This window comes from Thermococcus sp. 9N3 (assembly GCF_012027685.1).
GTDB classification, from domain to species: Archaea; Methanobacteriota_B; Thermococci; order Thermococcales; family Thermococcaceae; genus Thermococcus; species Thermococcus nautili.
In genome coordinates this window covers 224,220-242,343 of sequence record NZ_SNUV01000002.1, presented here as the reverse complement: position 1 = coordinate 242,343, position 18,124 = coordinate 224,220, and the positions used below count along the sequence as shown (strand labels likewise).

Below are 18,124 nucleotides of genomic sequence, written 5' to 3'. Positions count from 1 at the left end.
TTGGGTTAGTTTATACTCTCGGGGTATATAAACGATTCGAAATACCACCGAAGGGGCTAAATAAAAAAAGAAAATCCGTTTGCAAGCCCTTACATTTTTCTTTTGAAAGCCCGGTCCCGAAGGAAACGCGGCAATCGTTTTGGCAGTCTGCCGTTTACCCGGTGGGAGCCTCGGATAGGGTGGCCCTCATCACAGCTCAGGGCCCGAAAGTCTCCTCATCGGTTCACCCTGAAGTCTATCGGTTTCTCCAGTCTCCAGAACCTGCAGAACGAGCAGACCTCACCGCTCGACGGCATTCCACAGACTCTGCACTCCTTCAGCTCTGTCTCCTTGAGTTCGGCCTCGAAGAGATGTTTTTTCCTCAAAAAGCCCTTGACGAAGTTGATTTTCGTTCCGGGCCTCTTCTCCTCCATCTCGTTGAGTATCTCCTTGTACTCAATCGTCGTCGCTCCGACCGCGTGCGGACACTCCTCCATCATGTAATCGATGCCGTTGGCGAGGGCGTAGGCAACTACTTCCCTCTCGGTGACCTCGTAGAGCGGTTTGACCTTCTTCACGAGCTTTCCGTTGAACTGGGAGGGGGTTACGGGCCCCTGCTTCGCTAAGTACTGCGTGTTCCAGTGCATCATGTTCGAGAAGATGAAGCTCGCCTCGTCGTCGAGGTTATGGCCAGTAGCGACGGCATCGAAGCCGTTGTCGTAGGCGAACTTGTTGAAGATGTACCTCTTGGTCAGACCGCAGTAGGAGCACGTTGGTCTTCTCGTCCTAACCTCGCCGATTCCCTTTCCGAGGAGCTCCTTAACGCGAACGATGTGGAGCGGAACACCTAAGGCCTCGCACTGCTTTTTGGCGTAGCTCTCGCTCTTCTCGCTGTACTCGCCGATTCCGAGGTTTATGTGAAGGCACTCAATGTTGTAACCGAGCTTCTTGAGGATGTAAGCGGTAACGGCCGAGTCCTTTCCGCCGCTGACAACCACCAGAACCCTCTCGTCTGGCTTTAGCATCTTGTAGCGCTCTATCGTCCGCTTGACCTTTCTCTCGAAGTATTCTTTGAAGTGCTCCGGGCAGAGGTACATCTTTGGATAGTGAAGCTTGATGAAGGCCGGTTTCTCACAGAACTTGCATCTCATCGGCATTCTTTCCACCGGAAATAGAAGAGAGGGGTGGCTTTTAACGTTAACCTCTCCTGACTTCAAAGGTGTACTCGCCTTCAACGCTGATTATGTAAGCGTCATAGTAATAGTCGTCCTTTCTGTGTCTGATGAGTGAACTCCACGTTGATGCCTTCGGCTGGATGAATACTTCGTCAATGTCGTGATAGTTCACCTCAACCGTTCTGGTGCCGGTTCTTAGAAGTATTTTGGGCACCGTTCTCTTGAGGACTACGCCGGTCTTTTCCATTTTGACTCCTTCAACCCGGCCGGTGATTCCTCCGTCGAGCGTTATGAGAACGACCTTTGGCCTGCTATCAAAGACCTCAACTAGGGAAGCCTTATCCACCTTTATTCCCTTCGTAAGCGCTTCTGTGGCGAGTCTTGGGCCCCGAACTCTGATGTCATACTTGTTGTCCTTGAATGTTCTAATTATGTTAATGCCCTCTTTAAGCCTCGTGCTTGTCGTCCATCTCTCCTCCTTCCTGTCCTTCATCTTGTGGAAATGAACTTTGTAAAATCCAGTTGCCATTTCTACCACCTGAGATAATAGTTTGGAGACGTTAAAAAGTTATTCTTCTGGCTTAATGTCTTCTCCCGAGTGGGCTCTTCTTTCTAGGGTTCTCCACGTTCTCTGCACGAAATCCTCATTCTCCTACGGTGATGGCATCGGGCTCTGGGTTTCTTGTTGTGGCTGTTTCTAATGCCAGCCTCAGTTCATTTCCTTCCTCCCCCATCTCCGGCGATTTCAGGACCCGGAGATTTCTTTTTCCTGTGAAGCAAAGAACCCTCGTAAAGGCTTCCTCGAGGAGGGCCAAGTAAATTCCTTCCGTCATCTCTCTGTTGACGAAGTAAAAGGTTATCCTCCGGGGGTTCCCTAAGAAGGCTGATGCCATGTTTGAAAGCATAAGTATGAAGTTTCTGTTTCCATTTTGGAAGGGGACGAGCCTTTCGGGATTCATTATGACCGTGACCGTGAAGTCGCTTTTGGAGTAAACTTCGCGTATCTTCCTGCTGAACTTGCTCAGGAATATCCCCGGGTCTTTGTGGGGGTCAATCTCCAGTATTATGTTGCCCCAGTCGGAAACGCCTCCGGCCTTTATCCTCGTCACGTTTTCCGGAACACTGAGGCCCGAGAGTCGGAGCCACCTCACCGCAGGGACGCTTGAGTCTATTACGTCAACTAACAGAACCCTGTCCCAGCCGTACTTCTCGTCTATCGCGTAGAATGCAAGCGCATGCATTGACAGGGAGGTGTGCTCTATGAGAATGCTCTCTCCGGGTGAAACTTTGGAGAGGTAGTCGTTAAAGTTCATTCACCATCACCCCCGGCGACTTCAGAACGCGGACTTCCCTGCCCCTCACCCTCAGCACGTAGTCTGAATCCTGTTCCAGTCCCTTCCTGAGGTACTCCGAAGCAACGTCCGTGTTAAGGAAGAGAAAGCTTGTCCTTCCTTTGATGGACAGGTACCTTCTCGTTACGGTCTCAAAGTATCTCTCCAGCTTCGGAGGGTCGTCTATGAACGTGAAGGAGAACTTCTCCATTCCAACCACTATCGTGTGGTCCCTTGACTCCTTTGGAACCTTCTTGGCCAGCTGGCCGTAGGTTGCCAGGTGGTAGTCAAAATCCTCGATGACCTCAACGTATCCCAGAACTTTCCCGACCTCAACCATGCCCCTTTCCTTTATCACGGGGATGTCATCAACGCTCAGCTCTATTCCTTCGAACCTCAGGTTTTGAAGGAAGACGTGAAGGGTGTCCCCGATGTCCACTATCAGGGGCGTGATTCCCCTCTCCCTCCATCCGTTGAGAACCTCAAAGAACGTCAGCTCAGGGTGGCCCGTTGCAGGATACTCGACGAGGAGAACGCCCTCTGTGACGTTTAAGAGGGTATCTATGATGTGAGTCATGACCTTCACCGTTTTGAATTAGTGCTTGGTGCATAAATACCTTTTCAAACTTCAAAGAAGGGGGGAAGTTAGCTAAGGGCCTCTATTCTCTCCTTCCAGTTGCCAGGCTTCCTGAAGTCTTTCTCCGTGTATAACCCTTCTTTCTTGAGTATCCCCCTCGCCGCCAGAAGTCCGGTAGCGGCCGCGTTGACGATGTCCCTGCTCAAACCGGCTCCGTCGCCAGCGGCGAAGATTCCCTCGATGCTGGTCTCAAGGTTCTCGTCGACCTCGACCTTCATGGCGTAGTACTTGATTTCCGGCGCGTAGAGGAGCGTGTGGTCGCTGGCAACGCCGGGCAGAACCCTGTCGAGCTTCTCAAGGCCCTCTATGATGTTCGTCACAACGCGGTGCGGTAAAGCCATCGCTATGTCGCCGGGCGTTACGTTCTTCAGCGTCGGCTCGACGTCGCTCCTCCTTATCCTCGCCCACGTGCTCCTCCTTCCCCTCCTTAAATCCCCGAGGCGCTGAATGAGGGGCTTTCCACCGCCTATCGTGGTAGCTAACTGCGCTATGCTCTTGCCGTAGGCCGTCGTGTCCTCAACCGGCTCGGTGAGCTCTATCCTGCTCAGGAAGGCGAAGTTGGTGTTGTTGCTCTTCTTCTCGTGCATCGAGTGGCCGTTTACACCGACGTAGCCGTCGTAGCGCTCCTCGACGACGAAGCCGTTCGGGTTGGTGCAGAAGGTTCTGACGAAGTCGTCGTAGGTGTCGGTGTATATGTGGAACTTGGGGTCGTGGTTTATGCTCGTTATGGGCTCCATGACTATCGCAGGAACCTCGACGCGGACGCCAACGTCAATCGGACCGTGACGGGCCTTGAGGCCTATCTTCTGAGCCACCTCGTGGAACCAGTCCGCCCCACCCCTGCCGGGGGCGACGATGATGTACTTCGCCTTAATCTCGAAGACGTCTTTTCCGCGCCTTACCTTCACCCAGCCCTTCCCGAACTCCAGGGCTTTCGTCCAGAGGAGGAACTTCACACCTTTGCTCTCGAGGTGCCGCTTGATGTCGTCTATGACGTCGGGCGTCCTGTCCGAGCCTATGTGCCTCTGGATTATCGGGATGAACTTGACGCCGGCCTGCGCCGCCTTTTGCTCCCAGTATCTAACCTGCTCGGGGTCGCCCTTGTAGAGGTTCCTCGGGGCTTTATGTTTCAGAAAAATCTGGTCGACCTCCCAGACGAGTTGCCAGGCGTAGTTCTCGTCGTTGGTCAGCTCGCTTAAATCGCCTCCGATGTCCGGGCGGAGGTTTATCGTGCCGTCGCTTAATCCGCCGGCTCCTCCAACGCCGCTCATTATGTGGCAGGGCTTGCACTCTATGCAGTAGCCCAGCTCGAACATGGGGCAAACTCTCTGCTTGACGTCGCCACCTTCGTCAATGACGAGAACGCTCAGGTCGCTCTTTTCGGCCAGCTCGTAGGCCGCGAAAAGCCCGGCCGGGCCGGCTCCGATAATAACAACGTCGTAGAACCTTTCGCCTCCGTTTCCGGAAACCATATTTCCCTTGCCGAGTTCTATGGGTTCCCCCTTAAAAAGTTTTTGGCAAGTTTTTGGTTAATTAATCCCTATTTTTGTTAATTTTTTGACTTTTATCTGTCAAACAATAACCGAAGCATTTAATACCCCCTGCGAGAACTCATTGGAACGTGATAGCATGGAGCGTCCGCTGAGGGTTAAGGCCAAAAAGGCTAGGGTTCTCCACACGAAGAAGAAGCTCCTCAAGCTCAAGCGCAAGGAGGAGCTCAGCCACAACATCCGCTACATCGGTAAGGTTCCCGTTGATATAGTCATGGACCGCGATTTTGTCAGGGTTAAACCGACGGATTCTCTGGCGGCTCTAATCTCCCTTCTTCGCGACGAGGAGAGCTCTGCCGTCGTCGTGGACGATTCGGGAAGGCTCGTCGGCTTCGTTACCATGAAGGACATACTCCACCTCTTCGCCCCGCCGAGGCATCACTCCGTCGTTGGCCTCTCGCTCCTCAAGCGCTACTCCATCAACAGGGCCACGAGCGTCGGGGACGTCATGGTGACGAGGCCGATAACTGTTCGCTCCGGCGACACGCTTGGCCACGCTATAGAGGTCATGCTCGAGAGCGGAAAGCACCACCTCCCCGTCGTTGACGATGAGAACCGCGTCGTCGGATTACTTGAGGTCAAGGACATAATACGACTTATAAGACTCGTTTCGCTGTGAGGTGTTAGAATGGACCCCTTCCTGGAGCTCGCTTTAATCCTCGTAACCGCAAAGCTGTCCGGCTATCTGAGTTCCAGGGTGGGCCTTCCATCGGCGATGGGCCAGATAATTGGAGGAATCCTCATTGGAGTCAGCTTCCTCGATTTGGTGACCTACGGGGAGGGGATAAGGTTAATCTCGGACATCGGCGTGGTGATGCTCCTATTCTTGGCCGGGCTTGAGACCGACATCGAGGAGTTCAAGCGCGTTGGGCTTCCTTCCTTCGTGATTGCTTCCCTCGGTGTAATCGTTCCCTTCGTCTTCGGCTACGCCCTCGCGGTCGAGTGGGGCTATCCCAAGATGGAGGCCCTCTTCCTGGGGGGCGTGATGACGGCCACGAGCGTCAGCTTGACCGCCAACGTGCTCCTTGAGATGAAGCGTCTCCGTTCAAAGGTCGGCTCGACGATTTTAGCGGCGGCCGTCGTTGACGACGTCCTGGGCATAATCATTCTGACTATTCTCGTCGCCATGAGCACGAAGGGAACGGTTTCTCCCCTTGACGTTGGGGTTATCCTCGCCGAGATCTCGGCGTTCTTCCTGCTTAGCTATCTCCTCGGCAGGGGGGTGATAAAGGGAGTCCTCCGCTCGTCCCACAGGATAAACCTTCCCGAGACCGTGACGAGCATCGCGATAGTTATAATGCTCCTCTTCGCCTACCTCGCGGAGCGCTTTGAGATAGCGGCCATAACAGGCTCTTATTTAGCGGGCGTTCTCGTTGCCGGGAGCGAGGACGCGAAGAAGATAACCGACAAGATGATAACCCTCGGCTACTCGCTCTTTATCCCCGTCTTTCTCGTCGGCGTTGGGGCCGAGACGGACGTTAGGGTTCTCCTCGTGGCGGGTTCCTTCACGCTCCTCTATTCCCTCCTGGCGGTAATCGGAAAGGTTCTCGGCTGCGGCGCCGGTGCGCTCCTTACCGGCTTCAGAAAGCTTGAGGCACTTCAGATAGGCGTTGGAATGATTCCGAGGATGGAGGTGGGTCTCATAATGGCCAACATCGGCCTCGCCGAGGGCGTTCTGACCCCGGGAAGCTTTTCCATAGCTATAGCGATGGTTCTTGTGACGACCCTCGTGACGCCGCCGCTGCTTAAGGTGGTTTTCTCGGCAGGCCGCTGATTCTTTCTATGACATTGGTCATTTATGTTACGTTTTGACCGTTGAAGCTCCGTGTTGGTTACAAACCTTTATAAATTCTTGTTCAATAACTCAGTTATCGGGGGGTGATGTTATGGAGGCGAGACTCGTTGGTGAGCTCTCACTCATCATGAGAACTTCAGAGAGGGGAATACTTGAGGCAATCAGAAGGGTGCGGCTTCGGCCTCGCGTGTCCGACCTGCGGTTCGAGGGAAGTGGTTAGGATAGGCTACGTTGGCAGGGGAAGCTTTAGAGTCCAGCGCTTCCAGTGCAGGTGCTGTGGCAGGACGTTCACTGAACTCGAGGGTACTCCTTTCAAGGGCGTCCACGACCCCAAGGCCCTAGTGGCGGTCGCTTACCTGCGCCTCAGGGCAGGTCTCAGCGAGTCTAGTATAGCTAGGCTCCTCGGGATTCCGTATCCAACTGTGAGGCGGCTGTCAAGGCGAGTGCTTGAACACAGGGGTTTCATGGAGCGGCTGCTGGACGTGTTACTGGAGGCTCACATCTGAACTTCCTGAAGAAATACTGTTTAGTGTTCCACTTTATTTATTCCCTGTTTCGACTTTTATATGTCCATGGTTTCCTGTTCTTTCAGCTCTTGTTGTTGAGTTCTACGCTTGGTTTGAACGTTGAATTCCCCACATTTTTTGAATTTGCGTTCGTTTCGTTTTGTTAATAAAGAAATTGGGGCACTTAATTCGAGATTTTGTTATTTAAATGTTCCAAAAAATTGCAATAAAACCTAAAAAATGTAAACTTAAGCTCGGCTTGGTGGAGAGCGTGAGAGGGGGAGAGGTGTTAAGGGCGCTGAGGCGAATCCTTGCTACACCAGAGGAGATAATTGTAATGAAGGCATCGGCTATAGCCCCGCCGAGATGTCCGGACTGCGGCTCAACGTCCCTGGTAAGAATAGGGGGAGTCATCAAAGCGAACGGTCTAAGAGTTCAGCGGTTCAGGTGCAGGGTCTGCGGTAGAACCTTCACCGAATTGGAGGGGACTCCATTAAAGGGACTCCATGACATTCGTTTTGCCCTAGTAGTTGCGTATCTCTTTTTATGTCTTGGAATGGAGCCGAAGATAATAGCCAGAGTGACGGGGCGTTCTTATTCTACTGTGATTAGACTGGTAAAGCGGGTGAGGCAACATGAAACTTTTTTCAGGGACTTATTGGTTTCGTTGGGTGTTACTTTGGGAACAGAGTGTTACCTTAAATAACAAATTTTGTTGAGCTTCCTTTGAAATTCATTTTTGTGCCGTGCATGTACCTTGCTTCTGTCCATGATGGTTAAAACTTCGACGTTTTGTGGGTTTATCCTCGAACTCTTAAACATATTTTGGCAGTATTTTCCATTTGTTCCATATTGTAAAATTTTTAGCCTATTTTGACGATATTTGGATAATTTTTATAACAAAAATATGCAAAAATGCTTAAAAATGTTACATCCTACTCAAAACCATCAAGAGGGGAGGGTGATGTGACGTGGGAATAGCGGAGATAGTGATGACCCGAAGGACGAGTGCCCTTGTTGAGCACACCTCCGAGGACATCGTGGGGTACGCCTTCGTTAAGTTCCTGAAGGAGACCATGGACCGCTACGACGGCTCTATGGACGTTGTTGTCACCGACTTCGTTGATGCATTGCCGGTTTACCTCTATCAGGCAGAGCTTCTCGGCTTGGACGTTGACTTCATCGGCAACATCTCAGTAATCAAGGTCGGGGGCAAGATAAACGTCGGAAACGTCCTCTACAAGGTGCCAATATCGCCATATCCTGTTTACAAGACCCGCTACGAGGATGCACTATCAAAGATAGTCGAGAGCAGGGCTGGCAGGGTTCAGCTCAACGTACAGCTCGGCATCGAGATGGTCATGAACCTCTTCGACAGGAAGGAGCTGATTGAGCAGATACACGACATCGGCAGGCAGATAATCCAGAACAAGGACGTTATCAACGTGGTCTTCGTCAACGTCGAGGCCGTTGAGCGGGCATCCTCCGAGGCCCTGCCCCTTCTGAGGGTGATGTTCCCCATGGTTCTCCAGCTCAGGGGCGGGGGTGAGACGTTTACCGTGAGAAAGAGTGTCTTCCCGAGACTTAGGGGAATAAGCGGGGAGGTGTGAGCAATGAACTTCCGGCGGAAGCTCCTCCTCTCCATTGCCCTTCCCCTCGTCCTCGTGCTTGTGAGTGCAATCCTCACCCAGCAGTTCGCCATGAGGGAGCTTACGAAGTCCCTGTCCTCGTCGGGGGCTTCTGTGCAGTCCGCCCTCAGCTCCCACGAGCAGGTTCTCTGGATGAGCGTGGGGATAATGGCCCTTACCGCCCTCGTCTCGGGAGGAATCGCCTACAGGTTGATGGGTTCTGCCCTCGAACCGGTCGTCGAGGTGACGCGCGTCGCCGGTGCAATCTCAGAGGGCCGGCTCAAAGAGGCTGAGAGGATGATAGAGAGAATCCGCTACCACGAGAGGGACGAGATAGGCCGGCTTCTTGACGCTTTTAGAGTCATCTCAACCGACGTCCTTGAGACGCTTGAGCTCATCGCGGAGAGAATGGAGAAGCTTGCTGAGGGTGACATTTCGGAGGAGCTGACCGCCCATGCCAAGGGAGATTTCGAGGAGATTCTCAACTCAATGCGCTCCGCGATAGGAAACCTGAAGAACCTGATGGTGACTGTTAAGGAACTCGCCACGACCCTTGAAAACCGCGCTGACGAGCTCACCCGCATTACTGCGGAGATAAGCGAAGCTGTAAACCAGGTCGCCGAGGCGATAAGCCAGGTAAGCGTCGAGGCCCAGAGACAGCAGGAGAGCATAACCATGGTGATGGACAGCGTCAATCTAACGGCTGACCTGACCCGGAAGACCCTGGATGCCGTTGAGGAGTTCAGCGGTGTCGTCAGCGAAGTTCTCAGCATAGCGAGGGAAGGTGAAGAGAAGGGGGACAGGGCGATATCCCAGATTGAGCAGATTCAGAGCTCTATGCGCTCCATAAGCGAGGCCGTTTCAGAGGTCGCCGACAGGAGCAGGCGGATTGACGAGATAATAAATGCAATCAGCGCAATAGCTGAGCAAACCAACCTCCTGGCGCTCAACGCGGCGGTGGAAGCGGCCCGGGCAGGAGAGCTCGGAAAGGGATTTGCGGTCGTTGCAGATGAGATTAGGAAGCTCGCCGAGGAGAGCAAGCAGGCAGCGGAGAGGATAAAGAGCATCGTCAACGAGATTCAGGACAAGGTGGAGAACGCGGTCGTCGAGACTAGAAACGGCTCCAGGGTTATAGACGAGTCGGTGGACTTCCTGAGGGAGACCGTTGGATACCTCGTTAACATCGGCGAGCTCCTGAGGGATGTTGAGGAGCGCTTCTCCGAGCTCAAGTCCGAGATAGAGCGGACGAGCGAGGAGGTTGACGAGGCCAAGAAGGCCCTTGAGAACCTCGCCGCGAGCGCCGAAGAAACCACAGCCAGCGCCCAGCAGGTCAGCGCGAGCGCCCAGGAGCAGGCCTCCGCCCTTGAGGAGGTCAGGAGGAACATCCTTGACCTGAGGAAGATAGTCGGCGAGCTCAGGGGTGCCGTGGACTTCATAAGGGTGGAGGCCTGAGAACATGGAGCGCGTTGTTGGTGTCAACGTGATAAACGAGCTCATTGGAGGAAGCATGGAGAACGGCTCCGTGATGTCCATACTCTACGACGCCTATTCCCTAGGCTGGGTACTCGGCTTTGAGGTTTTCAGGGCCCTCCTCGATGAGGGCTTCTTTGGTGTTATCCACAATTATTCCCTTCCCGTCCCAAGGCTCGTCTCCAGGGCTTCCTTTGTGGGTTTAAACATCCCAAAGCTCGCCAAGAAGGATTCTCTAAGAATCGTTGACATCTTTGGTTCCAGGTACGGCATTCCCCCCGCTGATTCGTACGTTATCAAGGTGGACAACCCTAGCGAGGACACGCTGACGCCCAAGATAGAGAAGGTCTACCGGGACGTTATATACCCCATCTCGGGGGGCAGGGGTATAATCAAGCTAATCTACACCCTCGACGGAGCGGTTATAATGTTTGGTGAGCGGCCGACGCTCAGGCTCCTCAACTCGGAGGTGGCCTTCCTCGCAAGGGAGTCCGTCAGCAGGAGAATTTCAACGATACTCCTCCTCAACACGGACGTTGTCTCCGAGCGCCTCGTTGCGTGGGTTTCGAGCATTTCAGACACGATGGTCGCCTTCAGGTCCAGCATAAGGGAAGATACGCTCGTTGAGAGAATGCTCATACTCAAAACACCGAGCCCGAGCTTCGAGCCGACGACCTACGAGTTCCGGCTCTCAACGAGGAATGGCAAGGTTCACCTGCTCCACTTCGAGAGGCTCAACTAGCTCCGCCAACCGAGTGTTCATCACGACTCAGCCAGTGCCGGTCTCGTCATCGCCATCCAGAGTTGGCATAGCTTTTTAAATTGCTTTCCCCAGCTTTCGGTATGAGCGAGCTGTCAACGATACTGAGTTCGGCGCTGCTGATGCTCATCATGATTGACCCGAGCGACAAGATACTCCTCGTCAGCTTCCTGCGCGAGGACTTTCAGATTGACGACATCAAAGCCTTAATCGTGAGGGCCAACCTGATAGGCTTCATTCTCCTGGCGAGCTTCGCGGTGGCGGGTCAGATAATCCTTCAGGAGATTTTCCACATCAACATAAACGCCCTGAAAGTTGCCGGCGGCTTCGTTCTCTTCAAAATCGGTCTTGAGGCTTTGGAAGGCGGTGGAATGTTCACCCTCAAGAGGGAGCGCGATATACTCGCCTTGGCGGCAGTCCCGGTCGCGATGCCCCTCATAGCTGGCCCCGCCGCTATAACCGCGGTAATAACCCTCACCGCCGAGTACGGCTACCTCGTCTCCCTTTCAGCGACGGCTATAGCGATTGCAGTCGTTGCGCTCTCGATGTTCGTGGCGCTCTACATGATGAAGTCCGTCAACAAGACCTTCCTGAGCGTCACAATCAGGATAATCGGTCTCTTCATAATGGCCATCGGCGCCCAGATGATGGTCGAGGGCGTCGTCGGGATATACCTCCTCATGACCTCGGCTGGATAAACGTCAAAACCGGCCGGGATAACCTTTTAACTTCTCCCTCCTCTCTTCCGAAAAGGTGAGAGGAATGAAGGTTGAGCGCGTTAAAGGGACGAGAGATTTCCTGCCCGAGGAGATGGCGAAGAGGAGATGGGTCTTCGAGAGGATTCGCGAGGTCTTCGAGCGCTACAACTTCCACGAGGTTCTAACTCCAACCTTCGAGTACACCGAGCTCTTCAAACTCAGGAGCGGTGAAGAAGTCGTAAAACAGCTCTACGCCTTCCTCGACAAGGGAGGAAGGGACATCTCGCTCCGCCCGGACATGACGTCGAGCGTCGCGAGGCTCTACGTTTCGGCCTTCCAGACGGCCCCGAAGCCAATCAAATGGTACTACATGGCCAACATGTTCCGCTACGAGGAACCCCAGAGCGGTCGTTACCGCGAGTTCTGGCAGGCAGGGGTTGAGCTCATCGGGAGCGATAAGGTTGAGGCCGATGCGGAGGTTATAGCGCTCTTCACCGAGAGCTACCTCGCCACGGGCCTTGAGGACTTCACCGTCAACATCGGCGACAGGGTTCTGCTCGACGAGTTCGCCAGGATGCTCGGCGTCAAAGACGACATCGGGCTCATGAGGCTCATAGACAAGAAGGACAAGCTTACCAAAGAGGAGTTCGTCAAGGCTTTGAGGGACTTCGGGCTGAGCGAGGAGGGCGTTGAGAAGGTTCTTTCGCTGATTGAAATCAAGGGCGAACCGAACGAGGTTCTCCCGAAGGCTGAGGAGCTGTTCACGAGTGAGGAAGCTAAGGCCGAGATAAGGCGCCTCTATGAGCTCGTTGATTTGCTCGACGCCTACGGGGTCTCGAAGTGGATTAGAATTGACCTCGGAATAGCGAGGGGCTTCGACTACTACACGAGCGTGGTTTTTGAGGCGATAGCGCCGAACGACCTCGGAATCGGCTCGATTGGCGGCGGCGGTCGTTACGACAACCTCATCGAGGTCTTTGGCGGAAAGCCGACCCCGGCGACGGGCTTCGCGATTGGAGTGGAGAGGCTCATTCCACTCCTTGAGTGGAAGGGTCTGATTCCGGAAGTCAAGCTCAGGCCCGACGTTTACGTGATTCCCATTGGCAAGGAAGTCGAGCTCAGGAAGACGGCCGTCGAGGTGGTATCTGCCCTCAGAAGGGCGGGCGTTAAGGCCGACGTCGAGCTGACCGGAAGGAAGCTGAGAAAGGCCCTCGACTACGCTGGCAGGCTTAACGTCCCCTATGTCGTCCTCATCGGGAAGAGGGACCTCGAGAACGGCAACGTCACGATAAGGGATATGGAAACTGGCGAGCAGAGGGTCGTGAAGAAGGAAGACGTTGTGAAGGAGCTCGTGGGAGCGCTGGGGCTTTAGAGCTTGAATTCTTTTGCCTTCCTCCTCATTCTCCACTCCTCAAGCCTTCGGACGAAGGGACAGCGGGCGCGCCACTTCTGGAGTGCCCTCCTCAGAAACCCGCACATCTCGACCACCAGAGTTTATAAGAGGCAACCGTTAAAACCCTTTGTGCCGTAGGGATGATGAGTCTGGAGCCCCCTGATTGGTGACGACGTTTCGCGGGGCTGACCGGCATGAAGAGGCGCCTCTGCCGTGAGTACATAGAGGAGATTGAGAGGCTTGAGCGCTCGATTCGCGAGCTTGAGGAGGAGATAATAGAGCTGAGGATGCAGTTGAAGCTCAAGGTTGATGAAGCCAACAGGCTTGCCATCGAGAACGCGAGCCTAAGGCACAAGCTTGAGATGCAGAAGAAGACTTACCAGCGCATGGTCGAACTGCTGAAGAAAATGAAGTTCCCCATAATCTTCCTTCCAGATGATGAGTGATTCGGATGTAGTCTTGTATTCTTGTATGTATTTGTGTATCATTGTGGTTTTGCCATGTTCCTTAGTATTTAATTGTGTTGTTCCCAATGTAACTAGCTGAGCTCGGGTTGTCCCTACTCCGAATGTTGAAGATTATCCAAATTACTATTGAAAATTTTGGGCATTATATAACCCGCAAAGTTTAAATAGAACTTCGACGTTACTCTGTTTGGTATAACCAGGTTGTGCTACAATCTGTTCTCTAAAATACGGTTTGCAATCTTTCCTGTTGGGGGTTGGGGCATGAGGCGTTCGAGAGTTGAAATTATTGCTGATATCCTAGAGTCAGCCAACGGTAAGGGTGCGACGAAGACCCAGATAGTTTACCGAGCGAATCTGAACTTCAAGCTGGCCACGAACTACATACGGTACCTCCTCCGAAAGGGGTACCTTATTGAGGCCATAGAAGGTAACCGGCGGATATACAGGGTCACGGACAAGGGAAGAACGTTTTTACGCAGTTTCTCAACGATTTACCGTGAACTAGGTGATTTTGATTCCTTCGATGGCTTTTGATTTCTTCCAATGTCTCTGAACTCTGGGGTCCTTTCGTTTTCTTTTCCGTAACAAAGTTACGGATTTCATGTCAGAACGTTCTGTTCTAAACTCATTTTCTCGGAGCTTATAAACCTGAAAAATAACATACAGTACGGGCATATTGCCCGGAGGTGCATGGAATGAAGAGCGGAATCCTAGCCCTGTTGGTTGTTGGTGTTGTATTGTTTGGACTTGGAGCAGGAACCTGGGCGTACTTCGACGACACGGAGTCAAGCACGGGGAACTACATAACGGCGGACATCCTTAACCTTAAAGTCAGCCCGGATAACAGCACCTGGTACGATGGAATTGACGTTCCATCGAACATTACTTTTGGAAAGGTTTATCCCGGTTGGAGTGGTAGCGATGACGTTTACGTCATGAACGAGGGCGGACTGCCCGGTGAAGTCTATCTATACCTGAACTACTCCCTCGATGAGAACATCAACCCGGAGTCAGAGACCAACGGCGGGCAGACCCTTGCGGATGTTATATACGTCAAGATTTACTACAACGATGAACTCGTTTGGGAAGGTTATCTCAAGGACTGGACTTATGACGACCCCGGAAATATGCTTGACCTCGGTCCTCTCGATGGCGGAAAGACCGGAAAGATAACTGTTGAGGCTTCTATTGACTACGAAGACGCTGGAAACGACATCCAGGGTGATAAGCTTACCTTCGATGTCCACCTGTACCTTAAGCAGGTGCAGGGGTGATTCCCCCTTAACCTTTTTACTGGGGTGAGCAGGGATGCGCAGTGCCTTCTTTGCCTTTTTCTTGGCTGGAATCGTTGTATTGGCCGTGGGTTACGGCACATGGGCCTACTTCAGCGACCTTGAGGTCAGTGCCGGAGACTATGTAACTGCTGATACTCTTGACCTTGTGCTTACAGACCATACTAGCGATGCTAACGCTCAGTGGGGTTACTTTTACATAGCCCCCGGCAGGGTACCCGGGGTGAACGGAGGGTATAGTGAGGGCGATAGGGCAATTCATATCTTCAACAATGGTACCTATCCTAATACTACAGTTGAGATATGGTTCACATTTGAGTGCTATGAAGACAACGATGGTAATTACACAAATGGACTTCAGCCGGGTCCTGAATCAGATACCCTGCAGACAAACGAGAGCGCTTATCTGATGCTGAGTGAGATAACATTGAACACTATGGAATACACGGATAGTCAGACTATTCGCCTTATCTATGACAAAAAACTCACTGAAACTGGATATGAATATCTTGCTCCAGAACTCAAAAGTGAGTTCAGTCCCGGACAGGAAATTACCCTTGCGGACTTGGCCAGAATGAGATTCGTGGGATTGCCAGGTCCGGAGCCTCTCTACGGGACGTTAGACACTAGCAGTATCCAGTACTTGGACGAGCCCAACACTCAGCTTTCCTTTGATGGCCCAGAAGGAAAAATGCTAGACTCCAGCCAGAACTACTGGCAGGGCGACGTCTGTATAATGACCGTCCACGTGAGGTTATTGCAGTCGGAGCCGTGAGCCCCATGCGGGTCCTCTACGCCATCTTTTTCTTTGTTGCAGTTACGTTCACCCTCTACCTCCTTGCCATGTATGAGGTAGGCAACACTGAACCTCAGGCTTCAAGTGTCTTTGATAACGTGACCCAGAACGTTAGTGCTTCCCCGGCCGAGATGACGATGGCCCTTGGAACGATTTCGTTCCTCGCGAGGGTTGGCCTCGCCGTGGTGTTCCTGAGCATGGCCGTCTACGTAATCTCCGAGCTGGTGATGAAATGATGAGGGCTCTCTTGGCATGGCTCGTGGTCGTTTCAATTTTCGTCTACTCGTACTTCGGCTCGTTTGCTTACTTCTCGGATTCCGCTTCAATAAGGCTGTCGCTTCAAATGGAGCAGACTTCGGTTCAAATCAGCTGTGAAAACCTTACTCTCGTTCACTGCCACTGCCCCTGCTCCTGCGGCTACTACATCCTCAGGGGCATCATCGTTAATACCACCGGCAACTCCACGCTTGATGGAATCTATTTCGATAGCAGGGGATGGGTTTTGGGCGGTGTGATTGTTGACAATTCAAGCTTTAATGCCGGGGCCGGTCTGTACCTGCCTCTGAACGCTACTCTATCCCCTGGGGTTCACAACGTTTCCTTAATCCTCTACAAGACGAATTCCCGCGGAAATAGGCATGCCATGTACTTGGTGTTCTACATTGATGGTAGAGAGTACCCTCTGTCAATCGTTCCAAGGTGGTGTCGGCGATGAGAAGGCTTCTCTCATTCGCGGTCATCCTCGTGCTCCTGCTGACCTTTCCAAGGCTCAGGACGCTAACGCCACTCGTGGTTCTAAGCGGGAGCATGGAGCCCTACTTTAACCCCGGTGACATGGTCTTAATCGAGCCGGTGAACGCCTCCGGTGTTCAAATCGGGGACGTGGTGGCCTTCCATCCGGCGTGGGCTAAGGGAGAAGAGGCGCGCAATACACTGTACACCCATAGGGTCGTTGGCATAATCAGGAACGCAACCGGTTTATACTTCGTCACCAAGGGGGACAACAACGAGGAAAATGACCCCGCGCCGGTTCCCGCCCAGAACGTCGTCGGGAAGGTCACCATCGTCCTTCCTTATCTTGGCTACATGACGAGGCACAATCCGGATAGAAGGGTGCTCCTGGCTGTTTACGTGCTCTTCATTTTGCTCCCGGGAATTTACATACTCGTGTCTACGCTTCGAGAGCTCTCTGAGCGTCCAGTAGTGGCGCGGAGGAAAGAACGCCTCCAGCTAATTAGCTCAAGGTATTCCCGTCTTGTTTTCCCCAAGAAGGCGCTCTCCATCTTCATCGGTTTTCTGCTGTTTTTCACTGTCTTACTAACTCCCCGGCTTGATTCGGCCAGGGATGGGTTTGCCAACGGCGGAAAACTGCCGGTGCTCCTAATCTCCGGGGGAGTTCCTGGATACGTTTACCTCAACCCCGGCGACTCCTGCGCCTGCAACTACACATCCGCAGTGAACGCCGTTCTCCCGGTTCAGTGGCTTGTCCTTCTCTCCGGGATGCCTCTTTTTCCCCGGTCGCTCGCTCTTCTCCTAGCTCTGCTCTCAACTCTCATGCTGTATCCCCTCTGGACGTCCAGGTTCCCGAACGTGGAGGTGAAAAGGCATGGAACCCGCTTTATTTGAAGTCCTCCTTAAAATTAGACGGAACTGGCTGGCCGTTCTCCTCGTTTCCCTGCTAATCTCGGGGGCGCTGGCGTACGCCTACACGGTGACCCCTGCCGTCGTCCGGGAAACCTCAAAGGTCTCCAAGCCCCTCTACCGCTGGGGCGGTGTCCTCAACGCTTCCGCCGTCGTTGCAAAGGAGAACCCCATCTGGTCTTCGGGGGAGAGGGTTAGCCTTCCAATCTACCCCCTTGACGTTACCCCCGTGCTTGAGCCTACGCTAACATGGAAAATCTACGCCAAATCCGCCGACGTCAACGTCACCGCCCACATGAAGGTTCTCTATTACGTCTCCTACAACGGCGAAAGGCTGTTTGAGAAGGTGTACAACGCCTCTTCGGCATCGGGACGTAACGGAGTTGTCCTTTCAATTCCGGTCAACGTCTCCGATGTCGTTTCAAGGATTGAGGCCGATGTGGCCTTCCTGAAGTTGCCCCGCTTTGAGAGCGGTATCGAGGTGAAGGGGGACTTCTCCTACTCGGGAACCGTCGAAGGAAAGCCTGTTTCGGGAAGCGGTTCCCTGAACGGAAACGTTAAGGTGTCCTACGGCTCGGTCTACACCTTCACCGGTGACGCCGTCAACGGCACGGGCACGTACACTGAAACCGTAACCTTCACGAGGCCGGTCAACCGCGTAAAGCGCACACTGCTCCTCGGGGGCTCTGTCCTGGCCCTCGCCCTGGCCATTGTGGCGCTTGTATTGAGGTTCCGCTTCAACCCCTCCCCGGAGGTGGTGGAAAGGGTCAGGGCCATGGCGGAGCTCAGGCGGTACGGCAAGTGGATAAGCACTGGAAAGCTCCCGGAGAGCTACGTCCACTCCCCGCCCAAGGTGGAGTTCCCAAGCCTTGGAGACCTCGTTGAAACGGCCATTGACCACGGGAAGAGGGTAATCCACGACCCGGAAAGGGGACTTTACTTCTTCGTTGACGGGGGAGTTCTCTACATCTTCTCTCCGAAATCCTAACGAAAGCCTTTTTTACAT

The 18,124-nt window shown here is 53.3% G+C and carries 22 protein-coding genes; 17 read left to right on the top strand and 5 right to left on the bottom strand.

Translation table 11 applies throughout. The features are described from left to right. Positions 1-215: 215 nt before the first annotated feature. The 5 genes from E3E30_RS08270 to E3E30_RS08250 form a co-directional block, all read right to left on the bottom strand. Positions 216-1,136: a TIGR00269 family protein gene (locus tag E3E30_RS08270; protein WP_240922678.1), complete on the bottom strand. Its 921-nt coding sequence runs from the start codon at positions 1,134-1,136 to the stop codon at positions 216-218. A gap of 40 nt (positions 1,137-1,176) precedes the next feature. After that, a complete protein-coding gene (locus E3E30_RS08265) occupies positions 1,177-1,692 on the bottom strand; it encodes a hypothetical protein (RefSeq protein ID WP_167729202.1) in 516 nt (171 codons plus the stop codon). 106 nt (positions 1,693-1,798) lie between these two features. Further along, on the bottom strand, positions 1,799-2,467 hold the full coding sequence (locus E3E30_RS08260) for a DUF257 family protein (protein ID WP_167729201.1): 669 nt from the start codon (positions 2,465-2,467) through the stop codon (positions 1,799-1,801). Then, positions 2,457-3,062 (bottom strand): DUF257 family protein, encoded by a 606-nt coding sequence (locus E3E30_RS08255; RefSeq protein WP_240922677.1) that lies wholly within the window; start codon positions 3,060-3,062, stop codon positions 2,457-2,459. Before E3E30_RS08255 ends, E3E30_RS08260 begins: the two co-directional genes overlap by 11 nt. A gap of 68 nt (positions 3,063-3,130) precedes the next feature. Continuing rightward, a complete protein-coding gene (locus tag E3E30_RS08250) occupies positions 3,131-4,594 on the bottom strand; it encodes an NAD(P)/FAD-dependent oxidoreductase (RefSeq protein ID WP_167729199.1) in 1,464 nt (487 codons plus the stop codon). Between the two features lie 157 nt (positions 4,595-4,751). Here E3E30_RS08250 and E3E30_RS08245 point away from each other — a divergent pair, with 157 nt between their 5' ends. From E3E30_RS08245 to E3E30_RS08165, 17 genes are all read left to right on the top strand, one after another. Further along, positions 4,752-5,291: a CBS domain-containing protein gene (locus E3E30_RS08245; RefSeq protein ID WP_167729198.1), complete on the top strand. Its 540-nt coding sequence runs from the start codon at positions 4,752-4,754 to the stop codon at positions 5,289-5,291. Positions 5,292-5,300: 9 nt separating this feature from the next. After that, positions 5,301-6,446 carry a cation:proton antiporter gene (locus E3E30_RS08240; RefSeq protein WP_167729197.1) on the top strand — a complete coding sequence of 382 codons (1,146 nt, stop codon included), beginning with the start codon at positions 5,301-5,303 and terminating at the stop codon, positions 6,444-6,446. Between the two features lie 362 nt (positions 6,447-6,808). Then, positions 6,809-6,973: a helix-turn-helix domain-containing protein gene (locus E3E30_RS11455; protein WP_346765916.1), complete on the top strand. Its 165-nt coding sequence runs from the start codon at positions 6,809-6,811 to the stop codon at positions 6,971-6,973. Positions 6,974-7,235: 262 nt separating this feature from the next. After that, positions 7,236-7,679, top strand: coding sequence for an IS1 family transposase (locus E3E30_RS08230; protein WP_167729195.1), 444 nt, complete (start codon positions 7,236-7,238; stop codon positions 7,677-7,679). A 265-nt stretch (positions 7,680-7,944) separates the two neighbouring features. After that, positions 7,945-8,583, top strand: a complete 639-nt coding sequence (locus E3E30_RS08225; protein ID WP_042691132.1) for a DUF257 family protein — start codon at positions 7,945-7,947, stop codon at positions 8,581-8,583. Positions 8,584-8,586: 3 nt separating this feature from the next. After that, positions 8,587-10,053, top strand: a complete 1,467-nt coding sequence (locus E3E30_RS08220; protein ID WP_167729194.1) for a methyl-accepting chemotaxis protein — start codon at positions 8,587-8,589, stop codon at positions 10,051-10,053. Between the two features lie 4 nt (positions 10,054-10,057). Next, complete coding sequence (locus E3E30_RS08215; protein WP_167729193.1) at positions 10,058-10,813, top strand: hypothetical protein; 756 nt, start codon at positions 10,058-10,060, stop codon at positions 10,811-10,813. A gap of 101 nt (positions 10,814-10,914) precedes the next feature. Then, on the top strand, positions 10,915-11,529 hold the full coding sequence (locus tag E3E30_RS08210) for a MarC family protein (RefSeq protein ID WP_167729192.1): 615 nt from the start codon (positions 10,915-10,917) through the stop codon (positions 11,527-11,529). A 64-nt stretch (positions 11,530-11,593) separates the two neighbouring features. Then, on the top strand, positions 11,594-12,901 hold the full coding sequence (gene hisS, locus E3E30_RS08205; RefSeq protein ID WP_167729386.1) for a histidine--tRNA ligase: 1,308 nt from the start codon (positions 11,594-11,596) through the stop codon (positions 12,899-12,901). 215 nt (positions 12,902-13,116) lie between these two features. Then, on the top strand, positions 13,117-13,368 hold the full coding sequence (locus E3E30_RS08200; RefSeq protein WP_042691141.1) for a hypothetical protein: 252 nt from the start codon (positions 13,117-13,119) through the stop codon (positions 13,366-13,368). 282 nt (positions 13,369-13,650) lie between these two features. Continuing rightward, positions 13,651-13,923: a winged helix-turn-helix domain-containing protein gene (locus tag E3E30_RS08195; protein WP_042691143.1), complete on the top strand. Its 273-nt coding sequence runs from the start codon at positions 13,651-13,653 to the stop codon at positions 13,921-13,923. Positions 13,924-14,084: 161 nt separating this feature from the next. Further along, complete coding sequence (locus E3E30_RS08190) at positions 14,085-14,663, top strand: SipW-dependent-type signal peptide-containing protein (RefSeq protein WP_167729191.1); 579 nt, start codon at positions 14,085-14,087, stop codon at positions 14,661-14,663. 34 nt (positions 14,664-14,697) lie between these two features. Next, the gene (locus E3E30_RS08185) at positions 14,698-15,456 is read left to right on the top strand and encodes a hypothetical protein (RefSeq protein WP_042691147.1); all 759 of its coding nucleotides are present in this window, start codon (positions 14,698-14,700) and stop codon (positions 15,454-15,456) included. Next, positions 15,453-15,713 (top strand): hypothetical protein, encoded by a 261-nt coding sequence (locus tag E3E30_RS08180; protein ID WP_156927394.1) that lies wholly within the window; start codon positions 15,453-15,455, stop codon positions 15,711-15,713. The genes E3E30_RS08185 and E3E30_RS08180 overlap by 4 nt, the downstream gene beginning before the upstream one ends. Next, positions 15,710-16,192: a hypothetical protein gene (locus E3E30_RS08175; RefSeq protein ID WP_167729190.1), complete on the top strand. Its 483-nt coding sequence runs from the start codon at positions 15,710-15,712 to the stop codon at positions 16,190-16,192. The genes E3E30_RS08180 and E3E30_RS08175 overlap by 4 nt, the downstream gene beginning before the upstream one ends. Then, positions 16,189-17,103, top strand: a complete 915-nt coding sequence (locus E3E30_RS08170; RefSeq protein WP_240922676.1) for a signal peptidase I — start codon at positions 16,189-16,191, stop codon at positions 17,101-17,103. Before E3E30_RS08175 ends, E3E30_RS08170 begins: the two co-directional genes overlap by 4 nt. Further along, complete coding sequence (locus tag E3E30_RS08165) at positions 17,084-18,106, top strand: DUF5305 family protein (protein ID WP_167729188.1); 1,023 nt, start codon at positions 17,084-17,086, stop codon at positions 18,104-18,106. The genes E3E30_RS08170 and E3E30_RS08165 overlap by 20 nt, the downstream gene beginning before the upstream one ends. The last annotated feature ends 18 nt before the right edge of the window (positions 18,107-18,124 follow it).